The following is a 26754-nucleotide window of genomic DNA, read 5'->3' as shown; positions in this document are numbered from 1 at the left end:
ATCGTGAATGATTTTTGCAAACCAAGTCGTTCAATCGTTGAGGCTTTGATTAATCTGTTGACCAAACGTTGCGTAAGTCAGGCCAACCCCAGTTGGTTAGCGCCACATCTTTGAGTACACCATGAAACCTTAAGGTTTGGCGGTGGTGGAAAATTGGGCTTAATAGGTGTTGATTGATAAGCGATGTCGCAATTGGTTCTAATGCTGAAAGATAATCCTTCAGAGCGGTCTCTTTACGCAATTCTTTGAGCGATTCTGTTAACCAGCCTTGCGCTTGTGGGCCAATGCTGGCTTGCAATATTGGATTATTAAACAGGCTGCAAAATGCCGAGGAATGGCGATTGTCATCAAGGTTGATGTTGTGAACAATGACGCTTTCTTTCAACTGATGAGTTTCTGATAAACGGTTGAGCTCGCGAAACGAATAGACATTCACTTGAACATTGATCCCTTGATGGGCAAGTTGATCGGCAACTGCATGGGCACAATTGACGAGGGCGTTGTAATCATACACGGCAATACTTAACTGTTTTGGCAATTGAGTAGGGAGTGACTCACAACGGGCGACCCCTTGCCAATCGGGTAGCAAATTTGCCGCATGTTCACAGGCAAAAGCTCTTTTGTTATCAATCAGCTGTTGATGAATGCTTTGTGGCGTTAATACCGTTGATAAATAGGTTTGTTGTTTCAGGTTTAGCGGGGCTTCACTACGTTGGTTAAACAATAAAAACATGCAGCCATCTTCAATGCGAGTTTGCTGCATCGCATCAGAGCGTTCATCTAGCTCCGAGCTTAAGTAATGATGGCAAGGTTGATCACTTTGCTTCTCTGGGTGGTTAGTTTCAATTTGCTTGTGTTTGAGCTCGCGTTCATCAATTTGCCAGATTGTTACGAGATCGGTCAACGCTCGACAAGCGAAATAGCGATCAAATGCTTGAAGGCTGAGTTTTGTATTTGAGTGCTCAATCACTTCAAATACACCGCTACCCACAATGGCACTCGAATGATTCGGATCAAGCTGCTCCAAAGGTTGAATTGAAAACTTAATGCCAGAAAGTAACCCAGCAAAGCCTTGATCGGGCTCGTTCAGAGTAAACACGACTTTGTTGTTTAGTGGGGCTGAAGCGCGAACCAAGTGATTCAAATCGGGTTGGTAGTGTTCCAGTTTGGCTAACTGGTTAAAGAGTTCAGCGACGCTATGCGCATCGATTGGGCTACCATCGTGAAACACTAACCCTGGCCGCAAATAGAATGTCCATTCCAACGCCATTTCATCGTGATGCCAATGGTGGGCAAGTTGCGGCTGCAATTCACCATCAAAATCGCTGCTCACCAAGCAGCAATAAATTTGACGTATTAGATAGCGTTCACTGGAGCGGTGCCGTTGGTGTGGCACGAGTTTTTCAAATGGTCGTTTATAGGTGAGCTGAATATGTAAACGGCCTTCTCGCATGCTAGCACCAGATGTGCTTTGAAGAAGTAGACCAAAAGCGCGCTCATCATTGTCTAAAATCGACAACGCTTTTTCATACTTACCCTGTTCGATGCGTTTGGTTGCAAGTTGAGATTTTAATTGGTTTAACGCCAAGTTAAGCCTAAGTGTTGAGCGTTGATTACGACCCACTTTAGGCTCCCAACTTAACCAATCCAGTTTATGCATTTCACCCAGTAGATTGCGTGCATGGCGGGTACTGGTAAAAAGTGTATTGGCCACATCGGCGAGTGCGATTTTGATTTCCTGATCAATGCCTAAAGGCGTTAGCCTTGTGTAGTAACGCAGAAGATTCAAATCAGACATAGGGTCCATTCTCTAAATTATTTGTGTACCAATGGCCTTGTTCAACACATTGGGGTATATGCGGAACAAACTAAATAAAATTGGTCACTATTTCTTTTCCTAATATTGCCTGACAATAGCACTAGCTACTCGATAAGCTCAAGTCATTGAGAGGTTTCTTAGATTGCATATTGAGAATTCAGCCATTGACTGAGTGGATGTTGAGCGGTGGAAGATGGGAAAGGAATAGAAAAAGCAGTAGTGGGCCGATATGCTCCTACCCCCGAGAAAGATTCTCACTGCTGCTTTTTGTGTGTCTTTTGTTTTGTGCCTGTAACCGTTAGCGCTGTTTTCGGCGATGGATGATCATCGCAAGCATTAAACCAAATACCATCGCGACGATAGACCAAACCAGAAGCTGGTGGTTGGTGTAGAACGTCGCAATTTGGTGCAGATGCGCAAAAATGTAATTGCTACCAAAGCTAAAGACGGCAACCCAAATCGTGGTTGCGAGTGCATTCCCTAAAATAAACTCTCTTAGCGGCATTTTGGCGATGCCACAAGCCAACGGCATAAACTGCTTCATCCCCTCAATAAAGCGACTGATAACCAAACATGCTGGGCCGTATTTCTTGATTGCGTGTTGCAACTTTTTGAATTTCTCACCCGAGATGTAGCCTTTCTTATCTAGCCAACTTTCAAAGTAGTATCCAAGCAGATAGCCACAAGTGTTACCAAGGAAACAAGATAGCCAAGAAACTGTGATTACCATAGGAAAGTGCATAACGCCGCGAGAGGCTAAAATGGATGCGGCAATCATCAGTGATTGTCCCGGCATTGGTACACCAATACCTTCAAGGAAAATGCTGACGACTAACGCAAGGTAGCCATAATGGTCGAGTACTGGTGACATAGCATCGAGCAGCTGATTGATGTGTTCCAATAGAAGCTCCCGTTGTTCAAAAAGGCTGTAATACTCCCGCTTTCACTTAGAATCAACAAACCGATAGGATTTCAGATTAAAAATGACATGTCGCTGATATTATTGGTCATCCTTTGGACAAATCAGGCAGCATTCTTCTCCTAGTTTAGTCTGATTGTCTGCCTTGAGTCATTTTCTTCTCTTATTCAACCATTCTCTTACGCATCAAAGACAAATTTTATTTGCCAGTTTAAAAATTCACTATCTATGCTTAGGTTCAATTGTCGCTGATTTTCTTGGCATTGAACTGGATGTTTTTGTCATCGTCGTCGGAACAATCTCGCCTGTTAACTAACGCGGCACTCTTTTGGTTGTCTTTTTGACAGCGTTTTCGAGACGAGGAGCGTCTATGAGTAGTAACAAAATGGGGTTAATGGGGTTAACCACCATAGTGACCGTCAACATGATGGGTTCGGGCATCATTCTACTGCCTTCCAGTTTGGCTGAAACAGGGGGGATTGCGCTGTTAGCGTGGGGGATAACGGCGATCGGCGCGTTGTGTATTGCTTATGCCTTTGCCAAGTGTGGTATGTATTGCCAAGAATCCGGCGGTATGTCCGCTTACGCTCAACGAGCGCATGGTAAATCCAGTTTCTTTGTCGCCTCTTACACCTACTATGTGTGCCTAGTGATCAGTGCCGTTGCCATTGCGGTTACTTCAGTGGGTTATCTTGAATCATTCATCCCATGGCTGAAAACCAGCCCGATGCATAACTTCATCGGCGTGGTCTTAATTCTAACGTTGACGCTGCTTGCTAATATGCGAGGGGCAAAAATCACCGGTCAAATATCTTCGATCACTGTATGGGGGGTCATTGTCCCCGTACTTGGTGTGTCAATTATCGGTTGGTTTTGGTTTGATGCTACAACCTTCAAAGAGGGGTGGAACCCTCACGATGTGTCGATATCTAAAGCGATGTCTTCGGGGATAGCGTTGACCTTGTGGGCATTTTTGGGAATTGAATCTGCTGGTGTTAACTCAGGTGCGGTTGTTAATCCAAAACGTAATGTGCCACTTGCGTGTATGCTTGCGACCATCTTCTCTGCGGTGACGTATGTTGCCTCAACTACGGTCATTCAAGGCATTGTACCGAATACAATGCTTGCGGCTTCTGATGCGCCATTTGGTTTAGTGTTTGCGCAGATGTTTAACCCATTTGTCGGGCAAGTGATCACTGCGATGGCGGTTGTGGCGTGTATCGGTTCTCTACTTGGCTGGCAGTTTACTAACGCGCAAGTATCCAAAGCGGCAGCGGATATGCGTTTGTTCCCGAAAATGTTTGGTGAAACCAACCGCTTTGATGCGCCGGTGAAAGGTATGTTGATCATGCTGGCATTGGAAATCATTTTGGCGGTGATGACCATTTCGCCAACGCTGGTGAAACAGTTCGATGTGCTGGTGGATCTGGCGGTGTTTATCAATATGGTGCCTTACATTCTCTCATTGACGGCGTTGGGCGTTATTTTGCGCAATGCGAACGTCAGTGGTTCAGAATACAACACGTCAATATTTGTCGGCTCTATCGCCGTGGTTTACAGCATTTATGGCGCGTACGCCACTGGTCAAGAATCGATTTTCTACGGCACGCTGATCATGCTGTTTGGCTACTTCTTCTATGGGTTTATTGCCAGTCGAGATGCCCAGCCACTGCCTGTGGAGTCATCCCCAAGTTCAGAAGAGCAAAATCAATAATCTGTTTTGACCCGTTCAATTTTCATGAAAAGGAATAACAACTTATGAGTAATCACGGAAAAAAGAAACATGCGTTAATCTTTAACGATTCGGTCAAAGCAGGGGTGATAGAAAACGCCATCAATCGCTTAATTGATGAGTTTAAATCAGAAGGTGTCGATGTCACCGTTGCGACCTCTTTGATGATTGCTATTCAATTTTTAACGCCAATATCGCCGTGGATTGTTTTCTGCTGACTTCGCAAATGACAGGACGCCAAGCGGAAGAGAACGAAAAATTCTTCAAATTGATTGATAAACTTAATCGTCGTCAACAAGGCGTGCCAGTATTCTTACTTGCTGAGCGTAAAAAGATCACTTTGTCGGTCAGTCGTGAATTGATGTCACGAGTTGATGAGTTTGCATGGGTGATTGAAGATACCGCAGATTTCATTGTCGGGCGTGCCGTGGCAGCAATGGAGCGTTATCGAGATCAGCTACTGCCACCGCTAATGAATGCGATGATGAATTACGATGATGTGCATGAGTATTCTTGGGCAGCGCCGGGCCACCAAGGTGGGGTCGGCTTTACTAAAACACCAGCAGGTCAACGTTTCCATCACTACTATGGCGAAGGGCTATTTCGTACGGATATGGGGATTGAGCGTGGCTCGCTAGGTTCTTTGCTCGATCACACGGGCTACTTTGGTGACAGTGAAGCGTTTGCAGCCAAAGTATTTGGTGCGGATAAATCCTACTCATTGGTGACAGGAACATCCGGTGCCAACCGCACCATCATGCAAGTATGTATGAAAGAGAATAGCTTAGCGATTTGTGACCGTAACTGTCACAAATCTATTGAGCAAGGCTTGATGCTAACAGGGGCTCGCCCTGTTTACATGCTCCCAACACGTAACCGTTACGGCATTATCGGGCCAATTTACCCCGATCAAATGGAAGCGGCGGCACTCAAACAACGAGCGGCGCAAAGCCCGTTAACCAAAGACTATGCTGAGCAAGATGCGGTGTATGCGGTGATCACGAACTGTACTTATGATGGTTTGTGTTACAACGCCAAACGAGTGCAAGACATTCTCGCTCATAGCAGTAACCGGATTCATTTTGATGAGGCGTGGTACGGGTATGCTCGCTTCAATCCGATTTACCATGACCACTTTGCGATGCGTGGTGAGCCTACTGAGAGCGAAGACCAACCAACAGTATTTGCAACGCATTCCACCCACAAATTGCTCAATGCGCTTTCACAAGCGTCCTACATTCATATGCGCCACGGTAAAGATACGATTGATTTCCAGCGTTTCAATCAGTCGTACATGATGCATGCGACGACTTCACCGCTGTATGCGATCAGCGCATCCAATGACATTGCGGTATCGCAAATGTCTGGCAATCGAGGTTATTCACTGACTCAAGAAGTGATTCATGAAGCGGTCGATTATCGCCAAGCGATGGGGCGTTTGTATCGTGAGTTTGAGCAAGATGGCGACTGGTTCTTCAAACCTTGGAATGCCGAAATCTTTACCGATCCTCAAACCGGTGCGCAGGTGCCATTTGAAGATGCCGATCCACAACTGCTCGCTTCGACTCAAGATTTCTGGGTTATGAAGCCAGGCGATGCATGGCATGGCTTCAAAGACATGCCTGCAGACTGGTGTATGCTTGACCCAATCAAAGTGAGTATTCTTGCTCCGGGTATGGGTGAAGATGGCACCTTACTTGATACCGGTGTGCCTGCAGCGTTGGTGACTCAATATCTGACTCGCTTTGGTATCGTACCGACACGAACCACAGATTTTCAGATCATGTTCTTGTTCTCAATGGGGATCACCAAAGGTAAGTGGGCAACATTGGTCAACACCTTACTGCACTTCAAGCAGCACCATGACGATAACTCACCACTGAAGTTAGTGTTGCCGGAGTTAGTCGAAAACTACCCAGAGGTGTATGGCGAGATGGGCTTGAAAGAGCTTAGTGTGAAGATGTTTGGTTACCTCAAACAACACACACCATCAGATAAATTGAATGCGGCTTACTCTACGCTTCCTGAAGCGAAAATGACGCCACGCGCAGCGTTTGAGTCCATTGTGGATAATAATGTTGAGATGGTGCCATCGAATCAATTGCAAGATCGCATTGCGGCTAACGCTGTGATTCCATACCCACCGGGCATTCCGATGTTGATGTCAGGGGAGAGTTTTGGTGACAGTACCAGCCCCCAAATTACTTATCTGCGCAGCTTAGAAGTGTGGGACAAAGAGTTCCCGGGCTTTGAGCATGAAACGGAAGGGACGGAAGTGATTGATGGGGTGTATCACGTAATGTGTGTGAAAAAGTAGCCTCGCTATTTTAAGTCAATAGGTACAACAAAGGGCGCATATGCGCCCTTTGCTTTGTTTGCTGTATGTAGGCAGTGAAATTTGAAAACTTACAGCGTTTCAATCGCATCAAGCAGTTGACGATTAAACTCTTCGTGCGTCACTTGTGCCGTTTCCATATCAAAGTTGTCGTAAAAACTTGGCAGTGAAATGCTTGCTTTTACCTCGGCTGCAAAGTAAGGCGCAGAACCTGAAGCTGCCGCTAGTACGCTGCTTGCACCACCAGGGCCTGGTGATGTTGCTAGCATAAGCACAGGTTTACCTTGGAATACTTTCATGTCGATGCGTGAAGTCCAATCAAACAGATTTTTGTAGGCGGCAGTGTATGAACCGTTATGTTCTGCAAATGAAATCACGATGATGTCAGCTTCACCAATGGCGCTAAAAAACTGTTTTGCTTGCTCAGGTTGACCCAATTGCTTTTCACGTTCATCACTAAAAATTGGCATTTCTAGTTGGTCGATATCCAACATAGTGATTTCCGCGTTTGGAATTTGTTTCTGCTGCGTAGTGAGCCAGTTGCTGGTTAATTGAGTTTTTGTTGTTGCTTGCGCCAAATGCTAAAACTTTCATCGTTGATTCCCCTCGAATTGGTTGATGAAGCTAGTTTAGTTTTGTTCCATTCTTTTATTAATAGGGTAACTGTAATTATTATTTCCATATGACTTGTAATAGTGGTGACCAATGATGCCAGCACAGACCAATTTACTTGATGGAATGGTGATTTTTAGCACAGTGGTCGAGCAAGGTAGCTTTACCAATGCAGCCAATCTTACTGGGCACTCTACCTCTTATATCAGTAAAGAAATAAACAAACTGGAGGATAGACTAGGGGTGCGCTTGCTGCACCGTACTACTCGTACTCTCAGTTTAACGCCAGAAGGCGAGCATTATTTTCAGCAAAGCCGGCAATTGATCGAGAGTGCTCAAGAACTTGAGCAAGCAATCAGTGGCCAGCAACAAGAGCCGAAAGGGGTACTGAGAATCAGTTGTCCCATCAGCTTTGGTGCGCAGCAATTAAGCCCAGTTCTGGCCAAATATATGCAGCTTTATCCCAAGGTAAAGGTTGAGGTTTTTGCCAGTGATCACCGAGTTGATCTGATTGGTGAAGGCTACGATGTGGTGCTGCGTTCATCAGCAACGGTTGAAGATTCGAGTTTGATTAGCCGTTTGGTGCAGCGTTCATGTACGCGAACCGTCGCTTCTCCTGCTTATCTTGAGCAATTTGGCGTACCTAAACACCCAAGCGAACTCACTCGTCACAAATTGCTGTGTTACAGCAACCATAAAAACCCATATGTATGGAGTTATGTCGATAGTGATGGCTCACTAATCAAAGTCGACGTCACCAGTGTCGTGACCACCAATAGCCCAGAAATGGAGCTGAGTTTAAGCATTTTAGGCCAAGGTATTTGCCGTTTGCCGGAGGCTTTCGTTCAACCTGGGTTAAACAGTGGTGAGTTAGTGGAATTGTTTACCGATTTACCAGTACATAAAATTGAAATGTGCTTGGTTTACCCAAGTCGCAAACATATGTCGACCAAAGTGCGCCGCTTTATTGATTTAGTGGTTGAAGAGCTTCGAGACGAAGTATAGTTTTGTTGAAGATAAGTTTGCTCACTAGCAAAAAGGATCGTTATGAATATCGAGCACTTAAAGTTATTTGTGCGTTTGGCTTCTACTCACAACATTAGTATGGCGGGCAGCGAACTGGGCCTCTCTCCAGCGGTTGCAAGCGCCCACATCAACAAGCTAGAAGAAGGTTTAGGTGTGCGTTTGGTGCACCGTACCACGCGTAAAGTCTCTCTCACTCAAGAAGGCGAGGCATTTCTGCCTCATGCAGAAGATGTGCTGGCGAGTGTTGATGCTGCGAAAGGGGCGATCGGTGTAGGGCAAGCTTCCCCGAGGGGGACATTACGAGTCACAACCCCAGCATCATTTGGTCGCATGCACTTGATGCCAGCACTAAAAGATTTTCTCAAAACGTACCCAGACTTAAACGTGGATCTGCGCTTTTCTGACTCAGTTTTGGATCTGGTTGAGGGTGGTTTTGATATTGCCATTCGTATTTCCGAGCTTAAAGATTCGACGCTGGTGGCGAAGAAAATCGCTGGCGATCCACGAATTGTTTGTGTATCCCCAGAATATCTCGCGAAGTATGGTGAACCGAAACATCCGCGTGAGTTAGCCGATCACAACTGTGTATTGTTGATGGGAATGGATCAGTGGACATTTGAAACGCCGGAAGGCCCAGTTACGATTAAAGCGAAAGGTAACATTCGTGTTGATAGCGGTGATGCGATGCGCGATGCAACAGCGAATGGACTAGGCATTTCGATTAACTCAAAGTGGAGCGTTTACAAAGAGTTTGCCAGCGGACGATTGGTTCAGGTGCTAAAAGAGTACCCGTTGGTCTCGAATGCAAAGGATTTAAAGCCGATCCAAGCCCCGTCCCGCCATTTATTGATTACTTTGCCGAGTTATGGTAATCCTCCATTTAGCAAAGAGGCTCTCGTAATGAGAGCCTTTTTCGTTACTGGGTTTCAGTTATTTTTCCGTACGGACAAACATGATGGTTAGTGCAAAAGACAGAGCAAAGACACCGACAACCCCAAGCACAGCTTGAATGAAGTTTTGTGTGCCGCTTGCCAAATATGCTGGCAAACTAAAGATTGATGACAGAATGTAGCTGGTTAGATGCGTATCAATCGTTACCGATACCGCACCCATGATGCCTGCCGCCAAACTCGCCATAAATAGTGCTTTAGTGTACTTGGTTAGAATCCCGAATAGCGCTGGCTCAGTGATGCCAAGAATGGCCGTGATACCAGAACCAAGCGTTACCGTTGATTGCTCTTTAGACACGCTGCTGCGTTGTTTGTACCACATGGCAATAGTTGCACCCGCGATAGCAATGTTACCCAGACACATAATAGGCATCAGTAGATCTTTGCCGTACAAAGCGAAGTTGTTCAAACTGATTGGTGTCATGCTGTGATGGATACCCAACACGATAGTAATTGGACGAGTTAGACCAAAAATAAAGCCGGTTAGCGTTGGAGAGATCTCAAGTAGAGAGCTTACCACCCAGCCTGCGCCATTACTTAGCCACATACCTGCAGGTGCGACGAATGAAAGCACCACGACTGATGTTACGGTAAAGGCCAGCAACGGTGTGAATACCGGTTTCGCTGAGCTAGGTACGAAGCGATCAACAAATGGTGTGATCTTAGAGAGAACCCAAACCGCAAGAATCGCAGGCACGATAGCACCACCGTAACCAAGCAGTTCAACAGGTACCACACCAAATACGTTAAGCTCTGGGTTTGCGCCAGCTTCTTTTAGTGCGGCGGCTTTTTGTACCAGCGCTGGTGAGAGCATTGCTGAAGCCACAGCCAGAGCGATGTACTCGTTGACCTTAAATACTTTCGCTGCCGAGAAAGAAACGAGCATCGGCAGGAAGAAGAACACGGCAGTTGAAATCGAGCGGAAGAAGAACACCGTATCCGAGCTTTCTGAAATGACGTTGGTTGCAATCAAACCAGATAGCAGACCCATTAGCATGCCGGCACCAGCGATAGCTGGTACGACAGGGCCAAAAATACCTGCGACGATTCGCATCGCATTTTGGAATAGCTTGCCTTTTTCTGCATCCATCTCAACTGACTCAGTTGCCTGCGCAGCACCAGATAAAGCGTTGTACCACTTTTCGACTTCCACACCGATCACGACTTGAGTTTGTCCTTGGGCAAGAACGACACCTTTTACGCCTTTGATACCCTCAATGGTCTCTTTATTGGCTAATGTTTCGTCAGCAAGTTTAAAGCGTAGGCGAGTCATGCAGTGGGTAATGTTGATGATATTGTCGCGACCACCAAGTGCATTAACGAGTGCATCTAAATGCGTATTTAGCTCATTATTTGTGCTCGATGTTGTTGCATGTGCAATTACATCGTTATTCTTTTCTGTTAATTCCATGAGAAACCTCAAGCTTCACTAATTTATTGAATTCATCATATCGGCCAGTGAATTTTATCCAATCGAAAATAAAGAGATTTATGTCACACAAAAGGCTAAATATTAATTTTGCGGTTTTTTATCATTGGTTTGTTTTCTAACCCCAAAGTAAAGCGAAACGAACCAGTTGAAAATTGACGAAAATACCTATTGAAATGTGCCTATTTTCAAGTTTATATAAATGTAGAAACCCGTTTTGAGTTAAAATTATGACAAAAGATATCATTTCAAATATCGAATGTATTATTACGAAACCAGATAGACACAATTTAATAACAGTCATCGTCGAAACAGAATCGGGTCTGACCGGTTACGGTTGTGCTACTTTTCAACAGCGTCCACTTGCTGTAAAGACGATGGTGGACGAGTACATCAAGCCACTCATGATTGGTCGAGATGCAAGTAACATCGAAGATCTATGGCAAATGATGATGGTTAATGCCTATTGGCGCAATGGTCCGGTGATCAATAATGCCATATCTGGTGTCGACATGGCATTGTGGGATATCAAAGCGAAGCGTGCAGGCATGCCTTTGCACCAGCTTTTTGGTGGCAAGTCTCGTGATGCGATTGCGGTTTATACTCATGCAACGAGCGACACGATGGAAGGCTTATATAAGCAAGTTGATGAATATTTAAGTCAAGGCTATAAACACATTCGTTGTCAATTAGGCTTTTATGGTGGCGTGCCTGATAATTTACACGCGACAGAGCAGCCAACTGCGGGTTCTTATTATGATCAAGACCAGTATGTTGAAAATACGGTTGAGGATAAGCAATTACGAATTAAATATAAAACCAGTTTCATATATTGCATGATGTACATGAACGATTATTTCCTAATCAAGCGTTACGATTCGCTAAATTAGTCGAAGAGTATAACCCATTCTTTATTGAAGATATTTTGCCGCCAAATCAAACAGAATGGTTGGATAATATTCGCAATCAAACTTGTGTATCTTTAGCATTAGGGGAATTATTTAATAACCCTGAAGAATGGAAGTCAGTGATCATCAATCGCCGCATCGATTTTATTCGTTGTCATGTGTCACAAATTGGTGGCATCACACCAGCGCTTAAGCTTGGTCATTTGTGTCAAAGCTTTGGGGTGCGTATTGCTTGGCACTGCCCGCCAGATATGACTCCAATCGGTGCAGCGGTGAATACTCACTTGAATGTGCATTTACATAACAGCGCTATTCAGGAACATGTTCACTATAACGAAAATACGCACAAAGTATTTCCAAATGCAGCTGAGCCAAGAAACGGTTACCTATATGCGGCAGAAATACCGGGGATTGGTGTCGAGATGGATCGCAGTGCAGCACTTGATTTCCCTGTGGAATATCGCCCACATGAGTGGACACAAAGCCGTTTACCAGATGGTGCGATTCATACCCCATAGTCCGCAGAGCCAACTCGTGCAGCCAATGTGCGTTGGCAACCGCGTTTAACCGAGTTAAGCAAACAATAAATCGACCGCTTGTTAGCGGTCGTCTTGATCTCGATGCAGTAAGCTCTCGTTATTGAATTTTGTGTGATAAGTGCATTGATAGTTAATATCGAGAATCTCACTGACCACAAACACTTCGCCAGACTTTAAAAAACCACGATTGGTAATACTCATTGCCGGAGTCGAGCGTTTACATTCCAAAAACTGTGCATCTTCACTTGAAACACTAACGGCTTGGTAAGTCGTGAGGTAGCTATCAATTTCAAGCCCAAGTGATAAGGCATATTTTTGCAGCGAGTTTTCCACGTTGCTGTCAGTTATTTTCGGGAACAGTTTTACGGGTAGGCGAGCCTGTTCAAGCTGAGTAATCTTGTTTTGAACTAAACGGAGCCTTTTGATGTTCCATAAATAGTCATTCTCACCAATAGAGAACACTTCCATTTCGTGCGGAGTGGGTAATCGCTTACTGAGCTTGAGTTTTTTATAGGCAATCTCGTCAAACTTGTTTTCCGTGATTGAGTTGTAAATTAGTGGCGATTCCATAATGGAGGTATTAACGAAATACCCTGAACCGACTTTGGCTTTCACCATACCGATCGCTTCTAATTTTGATAGTGCCTTTCTTACTGAAAATCTTGGAATGTCGTGACGCTCGGAAAGCTCGCGTTCTGACGGGAGTTTGTTGGTAATCGCTCCCTGACAAATCTTACTAACGATGTCTTGAACGAGCTGTTGATACTTTTTCAATGGTTTTCCCTAAATGAGCAATGCCACTTCGACCATTTTAAACAATATCGGCATACAAACCTACATGAAGTGGTGTGAATTCTTCGTTCGAAAAGCGAACTCAGAGAGGCAAACATACTTCATTGAAGGCGATGCGATACAGTCTTGTAGCTATTAGCGTGGAATGCCAATAGCTACTTTTATATGGGCTGATTTCAGGCTGGTAACTCGAGGCTAACTACCAAGAGAAGGTTTGAATCACGTTCTCTTTTGCCATTGGGTTGTTCTTAATCGCATCATTGACGTTGCCTAAGAACCAATTGCGTGAGTCGAGTAAATAACCTTTGTGTTGAATTAGATTATTGCCGTGATCGCCCCAATAGAAGGTATCAATATTCAGGTTTTCCAACAGATATTTTTCTTCTTCGAGTACTTGCATTTGGGTTGGCATAATAAAGCGCCCTGCCTGTACATCGCGTTCCATTTCCGTACCAGGTTGAACGGCTAATGCCATCGGCGCAATATGTTCCGGCTGCATGATGTTCAAAATATCGGTGGTGGCGATAATGTGTTCTTGCGAGCGTTCACGTCCGCCTAAACCAAAGATAAATGAGAGCAACATTTCAATGCCGGCTTCTTTTGCCATCGCCATGCCTTCGATCGCTTGCTCTGGTGACATACGTTTTTTGATTTGATCCAAAATCAAACGATCGCCAGACTCCAAACCCGAATACGCCATGTTTAACCCGGCATCGACCAACTCTTTTAGTTCGGCGGGTGTTTTGCGGCGAAAATCGTTCAGTCCGCTGTAAAGTGAAATACGCTGACATTCAGGAAACGTCGTGCGCAATTTATCTAAGACTTTAAGTAGATAATCGGTTCGCGCAGCCATTACATTGCCATCGATGAGGAAAATTGACTCAACATGCGGATAGATTTGTCGCGCTTCATCAATATCTTTAAGCACGTCTTCAATGTCACGTACTTTGAAGCGTTTATCATCAAACATGCTGCAAAAAGTACAGGTATTGATGCTGCAACCTAGGGTCACTTGAATCAAAATGCTGCGTGCTTCAATCCATGGTCGATATACTTTGCCCTCGTAGTTCATAGTGTTTCTCCAGCGTGAATAATAGCGATGCTGAACAACTCAGATGTATCGCTTAAGGCTATAAAGTACTTGCCATAAGGCTGGCAAGATTCAATGAGGGCAGTCTATCAATTGTATTTGATGTTGATAATTGACATTAAATAGGAATGACTTTTAGTTTTATTGATAATTAATTGTGGAGGAATGGAAGAGGTACTCGCAACAGCGATAAATTGCGAGCACCGTAAGGTGGTTCTATCAAGCCTGAGGCGCCACCATTGAATGTAGTGCAATAACGCCATTGCGCCGTGAGCATAGAAATAAGTTTCGATTAAGCCAACACTGGTTTTATGAATTGAAAGCAGCGTTGGTGCTACGCCGGATGAGCCACAATATACCAAAGTGTACCCGTAACCAGCGCAAGCAGCAGGCGCAAGCCCAAACCTTCAACGGTCGCCGCTAAGCCCGCAGGATGAGTCTTAGGAAGCGTGAATTGGCGTAATGTTTGAATATCCGCCTTAATTTGTGAAAAATTGCCTGATAACCAAGGATACATATCTGCGATAGTGCGACGTTTGAGTGCTTTGTAGATAAACAGCAAGCTAATGGGCAGGAGCAATAATCCGCCATAGACATGCAGCTTCGCAACTTGATTGATACCACTCAAATTGTGTCGGCGTGGACGTGCATAAAGTTTGATGAAATGATTTGGGTTAAAACCCATATAAGAACCAACGCATGAAGCGCTTTTCTATGAGGAAGGTTCGCAAAATAGCTCTTCGATCCCTTGTTTAATACGCGACAAACTCATTCTTGCCTCTTGTACCGTGTTCATTGCTCGGCTATTTCCGTTGAAGTTGGTATCCAAGTCACCTTAAGGATAGCGCTTCCTGACGTTATTGAGTCTAAGTCAGTAGGGAGGAAAATGTCAGAAAACTAAGAATGCAGCTTTGCTGTGAATCTCGGTGTAAAGGGTTAGAAATGAAAACACCCAGCTGTGAGCTGGGTGTTAATATTCGCTTGGCGATTACGCGAGACGGGTGATCAATGATTCGATAGAAGCAATGACTTCTGCCACTTTGGCGTCATCAAGCGCTTGGCTATGAGGCTGAGCGAAGGCTTCGATATCGTTATCGTAATATTTGCCGTGTGCGTGATTAAACTCATCGGATAATGCAGCGCGAACAAGAATATCGGCACCTTGGTTTAAATCCCCACCGGCAATGCCGTAAGCATCTTTCACCATCTTGCTACCAAGAAATGACTTTGGATTCACTGAAACGATCATTGGACCATTATGTTGATTAGCCAACCCTAACGCTCTTGACCACATGGTAAGTGCTAACTTACTTTGCGCGTAAGCATCCCCATCACCAAGCGTACGATGACCTTCAAGTGCATCAATGTTAACAGGTGCTTGTGCCGCTGAAGAGAGGTTTACGACGCGCCCGCTTGAGCTAAGCAGTGGTAACAACTCTTTGGTTAAATAGTACGGAGCGATAGTGTTCACGACAAAACGTACGTCCAAGCCATCGTCGGTAATGGTGTGCGGCGTGCTGTAGACACCTGCATTGTTGATTAGCACATCAATTTTACCGAAGCGCTCTGCGATTTCTGTCACCATCGCAGTCACAGCTTTTAAGTTCGATAGATCAGCGACCACAGATTCAACTTTTGCGTTGCCGTGGAGTGCTTGCAGTTTGTTCACCACATCTTCCACCTTGGCTGCGCTGCGGCCATGTACGATAAGGTGATGGTTTTGTTCAACCAACATTTTTGCGGTTTCAAAACCAATGCCATCGGTAGCGCCAGTAACTAGAATAACTTTTTGCATATTGAATTCTCACAAGTTGATTGAATCAGGATTATCCCTGTGCATTTAGGCCTTCAAGCAAAGCATGATGACTCACTGAGCCGGCAGTGCGGCCTGCTAGATGCGGTGCATATTCTGGATCTTGCATAAAATCGAGTGCAGCTTGGCGAGAAGGCCACTGGATAATAATGCGCAGTGCTGGGCTTTCTCTATCACCTTCTAGGCGTTCGTGTACGCTAGTTTTCGCAATATATTTACCACCATGTTTTTCCACCAAACGATTTGAGTTTTCAACGTAAGTTGGAATCCAATCTTGATTGGTTGGGGTGACTTCAAGCACTGAGTAGTAAACAGACATCGCATTTCTCCTAGATATTGCTGCGTTGAAGTAATTAGCATACGTGATTGAGCTTAGATGATAAGCGCCTCTATTTAGGAAAGACTTTTTAGATTTGGTTGATAAAGAGAAGTAAGTACAAAATTCACCTGAATAAAGGGGTAATTCATGTTCGGTTGCGTTTTATGATGCATTCATCTCTAGGTTGAATGAGAAATGTTTAATGTTGTACTTATGAAACTTGTATAATCTTCCGCCTTTAAAACCTGTCCGATTAACATAAACCCATCTAAGGTCTATATATGATCTTAGGTTGTTTAATTTGCTGAGTATTTCATGACGCTCAAAGAGATCCTTCAAATTCGTAATGTGCGCTATTTCCTCATGTTTAGGTGTAGCTACTTTGCACGCTTTTATTACCCTGTGTTCACCCTTCTTTATTTAGATTATGGGTTAACCCTCTCCCAGTTTGCCATGCTTAATGTCGTGGGCAGCAACCATTGTATTAGCGGAAGTGCCATCTGGTGCCTTTGCGGATACGTTAGGGCGCAAAAAGCTGGTGGTGCTATCTTCCATTGTGATGCTAATCGAAATTGCGATGATCGCCTTTGTTCCTACGGGGAATCCCACTTTTGTATTTATCGTATTTTTGATTAACCGAGTATTAAGTGGCTTGGCTATGGCACTAGCCAGCGGGGCTGATGAAGCGTTGGCTTACGACACACTAAAAGAGCAGGGCAAAGAAGAGTTGTGGCCTCGAGTGCTACAAGTTCAACTCCGTATTGCCTCCAGCGTGGGCATCTTTGTCACTTTGGTTGGTGCGGCGATGTATGACGTGAATTTTATGGCTAAGCTATATCAATTGTTGGGATTCACAGCCCCTGAAACCACACAAGATATTATGCGTATCCCGGTTTATGCCACACTGTTTGTTGCGATGATCGCCATTTATGCCGCAGTGAGCATGAGGGAAGAGAAGAAGGTATTGCCAAGTGACAGTACCAAAATGTCGACGACCATAGAGAGCTTAAAACTTACACTAAATACCGCGAAATGGGTGCTATCAACGCCTTACGTGTTGTTTATTTTGCTTTACTACGCTTTGTTTGAACATACGTCACGGATGTTCTTAACCATGAATAGTCAATATTACCGAGCGATTGATATTCCGATCATCTATTTCGGTCTTATTGGGGCAGGGGTGAGCTTACTGCAGATTATTTTGGCTGGTAAAAGCCGTCGATTGGCAGAAAGTATGGCACCAAAAACCTTTATTTTGATGATGGGGTTCGCCACTATGGCAACCTACTATTGCATCAGTTTGGGCTGGCCGATTTATGGTGTGATTCCCGCATTGGTCTTAATCTTCATTATTATGACGATGAACATCTTCATCAGTTATCACTTAAACAAGAATACAGAATCACATAACAGGGCAACCGTACTGAGCTTTAAGGGACTGATGTTTAACCTTGGCTATGGGTCAATCGGTATTCTGTATGCCTACTATTACAAGTTGGTCTCTGAGAATTATACCGAAGCCCAGATCGCTGAACATATTGATTTTATTGCCTCGCTATCATCGTTTTTTTATTACTTTACCGTCTTATTTGTTGTTGTCAGTGTGGCTTTTTATCTGAAAGACAAGAAACAACCGATATTCTGAACACTCGACTAAAATGACTTAAAAGCTCTCAGGTGTATGTCGAATCTGAGAGCCCTCCCTCTTTGCCTACATGATTTTGAACCTATTGCATAGGATGTGGAAACAATATAGTTCCAATTTTAGCCTTATAGTTGGCATGGAAATTTATATTAAAAATCATTGTCTTAAATGCCAATTTTGTAAGCGATATATAGAATCTTAATGCTCAAAGAATGCACGTTTATTTATTTGTTTTTTGGTGGGAGTATCTGGGCATAGCAATTAACTAGAATAATAATCAGCAAATTCCGAAAGGGAGATATGTTATGAAAGAACAAGATAAAGTCATCACCATCGTAAACACTCACAGTGAAGCAGAAGAGATTGTTAAAATGCTTCAAAAAGAGCAATACGATGTTTCAAAAATCTCAATTTTGGGTAAAGGCTATCATAGCGAAGAACATGTTGCTGGTTTCTACAATACAGGCGACCGTGTAAAAACTTGGGGTAAAACTGGCGCATTCTGGGGCGGCCTATGGGGCGCGCTTGTTGGTGCCGGTATGTTTTGGCTACCAGGCGTGGGTGCGCTGATGGTTGCAGGCCCAATTGTTACCACCGTTGTCGGTGCAATTGAAGGTGCGGTAGTGACTGGTGGCGCAGGTGCCATTGGTGGTGCACTTGCCAGTATCGGTATTCCTAAAGACAGCATTGTTAAATACGAATCTGCGATTAAAGCTGACAAATTCCTAGTGATTGTACACGGCGATGCAGAAGATACAGTGAAAGCTCGCGCTATTTTAGCTGACTACGAAGCAGAACACATCAAAGCTTAAGTTACCCTACCTAAACACTTAAGCGCAAAGGCAGCCTCGGCTGCCTTTTTTCATATCTATGGTTTGACATTATTACAAATACGTAATAGTTATTTGTAATTGTCGGTCATTATCATTTCAAAAGACATCAATATAATGCCTCCCAACAGTTTTCGTGTGATAGCCGAGTTCGGTTGTCGCCATTCAAATTTTAGTTTTAAACGGGGGGAGTACGATGTCAAAGATCGTTGTTGTCGGTGGCGGTGCCGCTGGACTTGAATTGGTTACTCATCTTGGAAAGAGTTTTGCCCGTAACAATCAGCATCAAGTTGTATTGGTTGAGCCTGCAAGTCATCACTATTGGAAACCACGCTTGCATGAGATTGCTGCGGGTACGTTTGACGATGAACTGGATGCCGTGAGCTATTTACAACACGCTTATTGCAATCATTACCAATATATTCAAGCGTCAATGAACTCGCTCGACAGACAAGCCAAAACGATTGAGATTCGCGATGCTCAAGGTGAATTATCACAAGTAGAATATGATTATCTTGTGATTGCCGTTGGTGCTGTGAGTAATGATTTTAAAACGCAGGGTGTGAGCGAGCATTGCTTGTTTTTAGATTCTGCTAGTCAAGCTAAACAGGCTTGGGAGCAAATCAACCCATTACTAAAAACCAAGGGTGAGCACCACATTTCGATTGTTGGCGCTGGTGCAACCGGTGTGGAGTTGGCGGCGGAGCTGGCAAAAGTTAGCGCCAAATTAGAACGTTACCGAGAAGATACCAAACTCAATATTAGTCTGATTGAAGCGGCAGACCGTGTGTTGCCTGCGGGCCCTAAATCGATGTCAGCCAAAGTTGAATCTGCATTAGAAAAGCTTGGCGTCAATGTCCGTACTGATCTACGCATTCAACGTGCTCAAGATGGAAAGCTGGTTACAGCATCGGGAGAAATTATTACTTCCGATCTGCAAATTTGGGCTGCAGGGATCAAGTGCGCCGATTGGTTAACGCAATTAGATGGTTTAGATACTAACCGCATTAATCAACTGAAAGTCGATGCGACCTTACAAACCACTCGTGATGATGCGATTTTTGTCATTGGCGATAGTGCAGAATGCCCACAACCGGATGGCAGTTTTGTGCCACCTCGAGCTCAAGCCGCTAACCAAGCTGCGGGTCATTTAGCTGTGCAGCTTAAGCGGCTGCTAAAAGGCAAAGCGATCAAACCATTTGTGTTTCATGATGGCGGCATGCTGGTGGCCATTGGTCATGATTACGCTGTTGGTACTTTGATGAATAATAAGCTGGTTTTGCGTGGTCGCTTGGTACGTAACCTTTACGACACCATTTTCAGACTGCATCAGCGCATTTTGTTTGGTTGGGGAAGGGTGACTGCTCTCGTGGTGCTTAAACGTGTCAAAGGCTCGCTCAATCCTTTCTACAAACACAACATTTCTTAGTCTTAGAACTTAACTATTGAGAAGTGCACATGCACTTCTCGGCTTTTTATCCGCTCTATTCGGAACATTTTTATGTGGAACAAATTACGTTCATCACTGCCATTACAACTGGTGGTTGCCGCAATTTTAGCTTGGTTTGTTGCGAACCTATTGCCAAACCAGTTTAGCGTGGAACACCAAAATTGGATGCAGTTTATCGCATTGGGTAAGACGCTCTATTTGGGTTTGCTTAAAATGGTGGTCGGCATTGTTGTGATGCTGTCATTATTACAAGGTATTACCAGCATTGGCTCAACCATGCGTTTGAAGAAAACAGGGCGTACCACCATTCTGTTTTATAGCTTTACTAGCGCGATTGCTATTTCGTTAGGTCTAGGTGTGTCTCTGGCGTTACCTGATTGGCAGCCATTAACCACGGCAGTACCACTTGGTGACAATGTCAGTTTGATTAGCTCGGAAGCGACAGGTGGTGGTGCTATTGCTTCTAAGCTGCTCAACATGGCGTTAGTAAACCCATTTGCAGCGCTGGCTCAAGGCAACTTACTGGCGATAGTGGTGTTCTCGTTTATTCTTGGGATCGCACTGCTTTCAGCGCTTCCTGCAAAACATGCATTGTTCGATGTTATCGCTGGGTTCAATACTGCCGTGAATAAAGCGGTGAGTGTGATAATTCGCCTTGCGCCATTGGCTGTATTTTCAATTGTATTTGAGTTTACGTTGGCTGGCAGTGCAGGGCTGTTTAAACAGTTATTGATGTTTGCAATGCTGGTGTTTGCGCTGACTATGTTTCATGGTTTGGTTGTGCTGCCGAGTATTGCCAAGGTAGTAACGGGCATTAGCTATAAACGTCTGTTTAAAGCAATATCGGCACCAATGGCGATGGCGTTTGCTACGTCATCAAGCTCTGCAACGTTACCACTTTCAATGCAAGTTGCAGAGAAAGAACTTGGGGTATCACAGAGTACGAGTAGTATGGTGTTGCCACTTGGTGCAGTGATGAATATGGATGGCACGGCACTGTTTGAAGGTGTCGCGGCAATTTTCCTTGCCCAGTTATTCGGTGTGGATTTAACCACTTCTGGACTGGTGATGATCTTTATTATGGCGATGGTTTCTTCTGTTGGTGCGCCGGGTATGCCATCAGGCTCGATGTCAGGCATGCAAATGGTATTGCTTGCAGCGGGCATTCCGTTAGAAGCGATCGCCATTCTACTGATTATCGAACGCCCGCTTGATACGTTCCGCACTGCCGTGAATGTGGAAGGGGATTTAATCGCCTCTCTAGTTGTGGATAAATGGACTTGTGACGAAATGAAAGGAGAAGCGGCATCGAGACGATACGCCGCCCAGGAATGTAGAGTGAATTAGTTACAGAGCGCAAATATAGACCCGCCCATTATCCTCTGTTGGGCGGGTTGTGAGGCTTTAGAAGGCTTGGGGAATCGAGCAGAGAGGAAGTGGGTAAACGGTCTTTGACTAAAAAATGAAAATAATGCTGTTATTATTTGTACAACTATGTATAGTAGCCGAGCTCTGATCAAGAGTTGTTTGAAGATAAAAATATATAGTAAGTTTTCCAGTGTCATCCCTCGCCAGTTTTCCTCTGTAATCCCCATATTATCTATCCACATAAAATAACTATGTTCAGTGCACCTTAACTTTCAATATAAGGGGCATAATATGTCTAAAAAAACTAAAAATACCCAAACGTTTTTTGGGAAAAAAGAGCGTTCAAATTCAAACGTTGAAATTGAAACGGTTGCTACTAGCAATGAAAATACATTGTTAACCTCTTACTTAACGAGAATATCAAACTGTCAGTTTGGTGTTGTTATTGAGGAGTGCTACTAATGAAAAATAATGGGAGAAAGAAGATTTGGTTTAAACTAAAGAAAAACCAAAAATTTAAAAACTAACTAGTGCGATTAAGCACGAAGCAAAACAAAGTCACACAGTGACGATAATGGAAATATTTTAGCCCTGCACTGGCATGAGCGCAGAGGCCAAATGTTAAACGTTGCTCCACTAAATCATTCGCTAAATAAGTAGACTCTCCTCTCTAATACATGTTTATATTTACTTACATTTAGTATGAAACTTGTACATTTCGATTGGTTGTTAAATAAAGATCTGATTTATAACTAGTCGTAAGTCATAAATATAATTTATTTACATTGACTTAAGTTGATAAATATCGATCATTCAGACTGCCTTTGAGGCGTATGAAGATTATTAATAAATTAACTTAAAGAAAATTACATGAAATTTACAACCTTGAGTCTACTAGCAGCATCATTGCTTTGTTCAACATACACCGTAGCAAATACGGAAATTGCTCTGGGCACTATGTAAGCCCTAATGTGGTTGATGCGATGCGCAGCCACCATGGTGTTATCAGTGCCTTTGAATATCAATGGAAGTGTGGCTATTGTGCTGACAAGCGATGCAATCATTGATGAGCACTCTAGTGGTGTTAGATTGACGTCTGATGTTGCAGAAAACAAACAAAGTGTTGTAGTTCACGCTTATGGTACTGATGTAGAAGGTACTGCAGAGTTCAATATTGAGACAGCTCGCGGACGTATGCATACGATTCGTCTAGTTTTGGAAATCATCCAGCTACAACACATAAAGTGGTTATTGAAGGCTAAGATTAATAGACGCTAGTTATTTTTATAGATATGCATGCATATTAAATGTATGCATATTTTTTATGAACAGAACTTCCATTCTTATTCTATTGTTACTTGTCACTGTCAAACGATGAATGTTAATTATCACACATTGTGAGAGTCTTATATAGCTTAGGTCTTGTTTCTAAACGATCGTATTTAGATATTAAGTAAGCTAACTGGGCAGGTTTTTAAGTTCAGTCACCAAGAAATCAATAAACACTCTTACCTTGGGGCTAATAAGTTTCGTTTTCGGATACATGATCCACAGATCGGTGTCATCTTCTACCTCATACTCGGGAAGTACTCTGACTAATTTTCCGCTATCAAGCTCAGATTGAATATTCCATATCGAGCTCATGGCGATCCCGAGGCCGTTAACAGTCGCTTCTCTTAGGCAACTGCCATCATCCATTGAGACTATTTGACGAGCATTTTCTGGCGGGAACTTGGCGGTATCTGATGTTGCCCGGTTATGCAATCGCCGAGCTTGTGTGTGCTTGAACATCAGTAGTCGATGATTAGAGAGTTCATGCGGTGAGGTTGGAATACCAGCAGACTTTAAGTAGTTTGGAGAGGCACATAAAACTCGCCGATCTTTAGCTAAGCGTCTTACTCTCAGACGGCTATCTGGATTCCATGTATTGCGAAGCGCCACATCGATGCCTTGTTCGATTAAATCAATTTGTTGATCACTGAGTTTCATTTCCAACTGAATGTTTGGGTAACAATCAAGAAAGCGAGACAAAATTGGGGCGATATAACGCTGGGTAAGGGTGCTTGAGGCGGCGAAACATAAGGTGCCGCTATACTTGTTCTTATCAGTTGAGCTTAGATCATGAATCGCATGTTCTTGAATGAGTATTTCTTTAGCGATAGGAAGCAGCTTTTTACCCTCTGATGATAATGATAACGCTCGAGTGGAGCGATGAATCAAATCTACGCCCACTTCTGATTCCAGTTTCATGAGTCGAGCAGAGGCGACCGACTTTGACCAACCCAAGGCTTTTCCCGCCAAGCTGATATTTTTAAGCTCAGCAACTTTGACAAATAACTTCAAATTGTCCGTATCCATGCGATTTCCTGATCTAGCTCTGCTCATTAAGTTATAGCTGCTTTGTCCTGAAAGTACTGACACTGTCTCCTGAAGTGGCCGATTTATCACTTGATGGGCGTGACCTATGCTCAATAACAAGCTATGTAGAGACAACGCTGTGGAGACGAACAATGGAATACAAAAATTTCCAAACTTTTACCGTAGACGTGAAAGATGCGATCGCTTGGGTGACCTTTGACTTTGGGCCAGTAAACGTTCAAGGGCAGGAAATGCTGGCTGATCTTAGTAGTTTAGCGCTCAGATTGGAGCGAGATAGAGAAGTTAAAGTGGTAGTGTTTCAATCTGCTAACCCTGAAATTTGGGTGTGCCATTACGATACGAATCTACTGCGAGATATGTCAGAAGAGGCGGTTTCTCGTGATGAGGCGAAGCTGCTCGATCTTCAATCGGTGTGTGAGCGCATCAGTAAAGTGCCGCAAGCGACCATTGCTAAATTGGAGGGCTATGCCAGAGGTGGTGGTCATGAATTTGCTTTAGCTTGTGATATGCGATTTGCGGCGCGAGGTAAGTTTAAGTTCATGCAAATGGAAGTTGGTATGGGCATTTTACCGTGTGGTGGCGGGGCATCAAGAATGGCTCGACAAGTTGGATTGGGGCGTGCATTGGAGATTATTCTCAGTGCAAGAGACTTTGATGCCGATGAAGCGGAGCAATGGGGAACCATTAATAAAGCGCTAGAGCCTGACGAGATCGGCCCTTACGTTGAAAAGCTGGCAAATCGAATTGCTCAGTTTCCAGCTGAATCAATTAACGCCTGTAAGCAAATGGTCTACGAGTCGATTGATAAACCGATTGATGAGGCGCTTAAAGCCGAGGCTTATTGGTTGTATCAAGCCACAAGTAAAACCGCTGCAATCAAACGCTTCACTTGGGCAGATGAACAAGGCGCTCAATTTGATCTAGAGAATCAACGAAATTGGGAAGAGATGGTCATGCAAGTCCAAGGGATCCAAAAAGACGATTGATGCATTTGAGCCTTTATTTTCCACCTTAACTCGGGTTTTTAAGGCTTAAAAGAAACGTTCAGTTTTGCGCACTCTTGTTTGAGGTGTAACGACTACACTATTGAGATTAGCCAGTAAATCCATTGTGAAGGAGATAACTATGACAATACTGAGGGTAGGTGCTGTTGCGATACTGAGCTTGTTTACATTATTAAGTTATGCTGCGACGAATGAAGAAATGATCAGCAAAGAACGTGCGATTGAAGCCGCTCTTGGCGCGATAGGTGTGGAAGTATTAGGTGTTCGCCATGATAAGCCAGACAATCAGTGGGACGTATTTGTGAAACATGGAGAGAAAGCGTTTGAAGTCGAAATTGATGCTACTACCGGAAATGTGGTCGCGACCGAAGAAGAGAGCTTAGCGGAAATCAAAGCTGAGTTGTCCGGGGATTTATCACATGAAGGTGTGATAGGGGATGTCGATAAATAGCATTGAGTTATTTGAGCAAAAAACGCACCTACGTAGGTGCGTTTTTCGTGTGATGATGCACTTAGTGAACGTTAATTAGGCGCTATTTTTTCGACCAAGCAAACTTTTCAAATACTTTGTCTACTGGCGTATGTGCGACGTGATTGACGTAGTTACTGATCACTTTTTGAGATAGACCAAGAATCACTTCAAGCACTTGTTGATGGCCATAACCCGCCGCAAAAAATGCATCAAGCGCTGACTCTGAAACATTGCCTCGTTCACGTACTACGGCAAGAGTAAACGCTTTAAGCGCTTGTAGTTTTGGTGATGGAAGTATCTCATCATTGCGCAGGGCTTCAATTAGGACAGGATCCACATTCATCGAGTGTGCTATTCCTGTATGAGCTGGCACACAGTAGTGGCATTGATGTTCAACGTTAATGGTTTGCCATACCACAGTCAGCTCTTCGGCATCAAATGATGTGGCAGTAAAGAGTTGATGCAATTGAGTGTAAGCTTTTAGTAGCTCAGGTGATTCGGCCATGACAGCGTATAATCCAGGAATCATACCCATTTGCTTTTGAGCGCCTTCAAGAATCGCTTTGCTTTTTTCTGGAGCGGTTTCGACGGTGTGAAGTGTGAATTCTTTCATTGTTCATTCCTACTTTTAAGTGACTACTGGAATCTTCGTCGTTATCAAACGAACGTTGTCCCTGCCGTAGTTTGGACCTGGCACTAGATTGATAACAAACTTATGTACTGTAGATAGTTAAAGACCATTCATATGTCGAAAAACTTTCATCGCATTCTTCTTAAGAGCGTGAAGGATGGGGTTATGAGTCTCTCTGAGATACGCAGATCAATTAACCATTATTTTAGTCTTAAAATAGGGCTGGTGCTTGTACGGTGTGCTTCTGGGATATAAAGAATAAAAGTAAGAATTCAGATTATTAATAACAAGCAAATAGGTCATTGAATTATGTGATCTTATGTCAGTGTTAAAAGTGATTTATTAATATCATTTATCGTATTTTTTAACTTCTTTTATATTTGTGTTTGAGTGATTTACTGTGTAAATGATACCAATTTTCATTTGATAACCACTATTTAAAATTGGTATCGTTTTTTGTATCTGAAATATAATCAATTTTCGTTGAGTGCTATAGCGTTGAATTAACCGTATTTGTTGGCTTTGTGAGTTTGAGGTATTTTACTTAATAAAATAGCCCAGCTTAAAGGTTATGTATTTATAGTGATAATATAACTAATGTTGTTTCAAATAAGTCATATATCACATAGTGAGCAAATAAGTTGCGACAAAGATTATAACCAATAAATATTCCCTTGAATTTATCCAATAGA

At 43.6% G+C, this 26754-nt stretch carries 19 protein-coding genes and 5 pseudogenes; 13 read left to right on the top strand and 11 right to left on the bottom strand.

Annotation, left to right across the window (positions count from 1 at the left end; translation table 11 throughout):
* Positions 1-49 precede the first annotated feature (49 nt).
* Both Vt282_RS19360 and Vt282_RS19355 read right to left on the bottom strand, forming a co-directional pair.
* Positions 50-1798 carry an SgrR family transcriptional regulator gene (locus tag Vt282_RS19360; RefSeq protein WP_162064455.1) on the bottom strand — a complete coding sequence of 583 codons (1749 nt, stop codon included), beginning with the start codon at positions 1796-1798 and terminating at the stop codon, positions 50-52.
* Positions 1799-2117: 319 nt separating this feature from the next.
* The gene (locus tag Vt282_RS19355) at positions 2118-2720 is read right to left on the bottom strand and encodes a DedA family protein (RefSeq protein ID WP_162048525.1); all 603 of its coding nucleotides are present in this window, start codon (positions 2718-2720) and stop codon (positions 2118-2120) included.
* Between the two features lie 388 nt (positions 2721-3108).
* Between Vt282_RS19355 and potE the strand changes: the two genes are divergently transcribed.
* Entirely contained in the window at positions 3109-4452 is a 1344-nt protein-coding gene (gene potE / locus Vt282_RS19350; RefSeq protein ID WP_162064454.1) for a putrescine-ornithine antiporter, read from the top strand.
* A gap of 44 nt (positions 4453-4496) precedes the next feature.
* A pseudogene (adiA, locus tag Vt282_RS19345) lies at positions 4497-6787 on the top strand (arginine decarboxylase).
* Between the two features lie 89 nt (positions 6788-6876).
* Here the strand turns inward: adiA and Vt282_RS19340 are convergent.
* Positions 6877-7399, bottom strand: a pseudogene (locus Vt282_RS19340) (NADPH-dependent FMN reductase).
* 111 nt (positions 7400-7510) lie between these two features.
* Here Vt282_RS19340 and Vt282_RS19335 point away from each other — a divergent pair.
* Together Vt282_RS19335 and Vt282_RS19330 are read left to right on the top strand one after the other, a co-directional pair.
* On the top strand, positions 7511-8422 hold the full coding sequence (locus tag Vt282_RS19335) for a LysR family transcriptional regulator (protein ID WP_162064453.1): 912 nt from the start codon (positions 7511-7513) through the stop codon (positions 8420-8422).
* Positions 8423-8464: 42 nt separating this feature from the next.
* Positions 8465-9406, top strand: a pseudogene (locus Vt282_RS19330) (LysR family transcriptional regulator).
* Here the strand turns inward: Vt282_RS19330 and Vt282_RS19325 are convergent.
* Positions 9374-10804, bottom strand: a complete 1431-nt coding sequence (locus Vt282_RS19325) for a PTS transporter subunit EIIC (protein ID WP_162064451.1) — start codon at positions 10802-10804, stop codon at positions 9374-9376. The pseudogene Vt282_RS19330 and the gene Vt282_RS19325 overlap by 33 nt on opposite strands.
* A gap of 248 nt (positions 10805-11052) precedes the next feature.
* On the opposite strand from Vt282_RS19325, the pseudogene Vt282_RS19320 reads away from it, so the two are divergent.
* Positions 11053-12248, top strand: a pseudogene (locus tag Vt282_RS19320) (enolase C-terminal domain-like protein).
* A gap of 81 nt (positions 12249-12329) precedes the next feature.
* Here the strand turns inward: Vt282_RS19320 and Vt282_RS19315 are convergent.
* The 5 genes from Vt282_RS19315 to Vt282_RS19295 all read right to left on the bottom strand — a co-directional run bounded on the left by Vt282_RS19315 (position 12330) and on the right by Vt282_RS19295 (position 16283).
* A complete protein-coding gene (locus Vt282_RS19315) occupies positions 12330-13043 on the bottom strand; it encodes a GntR family transcriptional regulator (RefSeq protein WP_162064450.1) in 714 nt (237 codons plus the stop codon).
* Positions 13044-13260: 217 nt separating this feature from the next.
* A complete protein-coding gene (locus tag Vt282_RS19310) occupies positions 13261-14133 on the bottom strand; it encodes a radical SAM protein (RefSeq protein WP_162064449.1) in 873 nt (290 codons plus the stop codon).
* A gap of 352 nt (positions 14134-14485) precedes the next feature.
* Positions 14486-14836, bottom strand: coding sequence for a hypothetical protein (locus Vt282_RS21090; protein ID WP_232055236.1), 351 nt, complete (start codon positions 14834-14836; stop codon positions 14486-14488).
* A 303-nt stretch (positions 14837-15139) separates the two neighbouring features.
* On the bottom strand, positions 15140-15946 hold the full coding sequence (locus tag Vt282_RS19300) for an SDR family NAD(P)-dependent oxidoreductase (protein WP_162064448.1): 807 nt from the start codon (positions 15944-15946) through the stop codon (positions 15140-15142).
* Positions 15947-15977: 31 nt separating this feature from the next.
* Positions 15978-16283, bottom strand: coding sequence for a DUF1330 domain-containing protein (locus Vt282_RS19295; RefSeq protein WP_162064447.1), 306 nt, complete (start codon positions 16281-16283; stop codon positions 15978-15980).
* 315 nt (positions 16284-16598) lie between these two features.
* Here Vt282_RS19295 and Vt282_RS19290 point away from each other — a divergent pair.
* The 6 genes and pseudogenes from Vt282_RS19290 (at position 16599) to Vt282_RS19265 (ending at position 22854) form a co-directional block, all read left to right on the top strand.
* Positions 16599-17928: pseudogene (locus Vt282_RS19290) on the top strand (MFS transporter).
* Positions 17929-18233: 305 nt separating this feature from the next.
* Positions 18234-18740, top strand: coding sequence for a general stress protein (locus Vt282_RS19285; RefSeq protein WP_162048514.1), 507 nt, complete (start codon positions 18234-18236; stop codon positions 18738-18740).
* Positions 18741-18954: 214 nt separating this feature from the next.
* A complete protein-coding gene (locus Vt282_RS19280; RefSeq protein WP_162064446.1) occupies positions 18955-20187 on the top strand; it encodes an NAD(P)/FAD-dependent oxidoreductase in 1233 nt (410 codons plus the stop codon).
* A gap of 72 nt (positions 20188-20259) precedes the next feature.
* Positions 20260-21555 carry a dicarboxylate/amino acid:cation symporter gene (locus tag Vt282_RS19275; RefSeq protein WP_162064445.1) on the top strand — a complete coding sequence of 432 codons (1296 nt, stop codon included), beginning with the start codon at positions 20260-20262 and terminating at the stop codon, positions 21553-21555.
* Between the two features lie 312 nt (positions 21556-21867).
* Entirely contained in the window at positions 21868-22038 is a 171-nt protein-coding gene (locus Vt282_RS19270; RefSeq protein WP_162064444.1) for a hypothetical protein, read from the top strand.
* A gap of 507 nt (positions 22039-22545) precedes the next feature.
* Positions 22546-22854, top strand: a complete 309-nt coding sequence (locus tag Vt282_RS19265; protein ID WP_162064443.1) for a hypothetical protein — start codon at positions 22546-22548, stop codon at positions 22852-22854.
* A gap of 180 nt (positions 22855-23034) precedes the next feature.
* On the opposite strand, the gene Vt282_RS19260 is transcribed toward Vt282_RS19265, so the two are convergent.
* Entirely contained in the window at positions 23035-23997 is a 963-nt protein-coding gene (locus tag Vt282_RS19260; protein WP_232055235.1) for a LysR family transcriptional regulator, read from the bottom strand.
* An 89-nt stretch (positions 23998-24086) separates the two neighbouring features.
* On the opposite strand from Vt282_RS19260, the gene Vt282_RS19255 reads away from it, so the two are divergent.
* The gene (locus Vt282_RS19255; protein WP_162064442.1) at positions 24087-24941 is read left to right on the top strand and encodes an enoyl-CoA hydratase/isomerase family protein; all 855 of its coding nucleotides are present in this window, start codon (positions 24087-24089) and stop codon (positions 24939-24941) included.
* Between the two features lie 139 nt (positions 24942-25080).
* Positions 25081-25410, top strand: coding sequence for a PepSY domain-containing protein (locus tag Vt282_RS19250; RefSeq protein ID WP_162048509.1), 330 nt, complete (start codon positions 25081-25083; stop codon positions 25408-25410).
* Between the two features lie 82 nt (positions 25411-25492).
* On the opposite strand, the gene Vt282_RS19245 is transcribed toward Vt282_RS19250, so the two are convergent.
* Complete coding sequence (locus Vt282_RS19245) at positions 25493-26044, bottom strand: carboxymuconolactone decarboxylase family protein (protein WP_162064441.1); 552 nt, start codon at positions 26042-26044, stop codon at positions 25493-25495.
* Positions 26045-26754: the final 710 nt, after the last annotated feature.

Origin of the sequence: Vibrio taketomensis (assembly GCF_009938165.1) — a bacterium.
Lineage (GTDB): Bacteria > Pseudomonadota > Gammaproteobacteria > Enterobacterales > Vibrionaceae > Vibrio > Vibrio taketomensis.
Note: the sequence above shows the minus strand (reverse complement) of the source record. Positions and strands in the feature narration are given on the sequence as shown.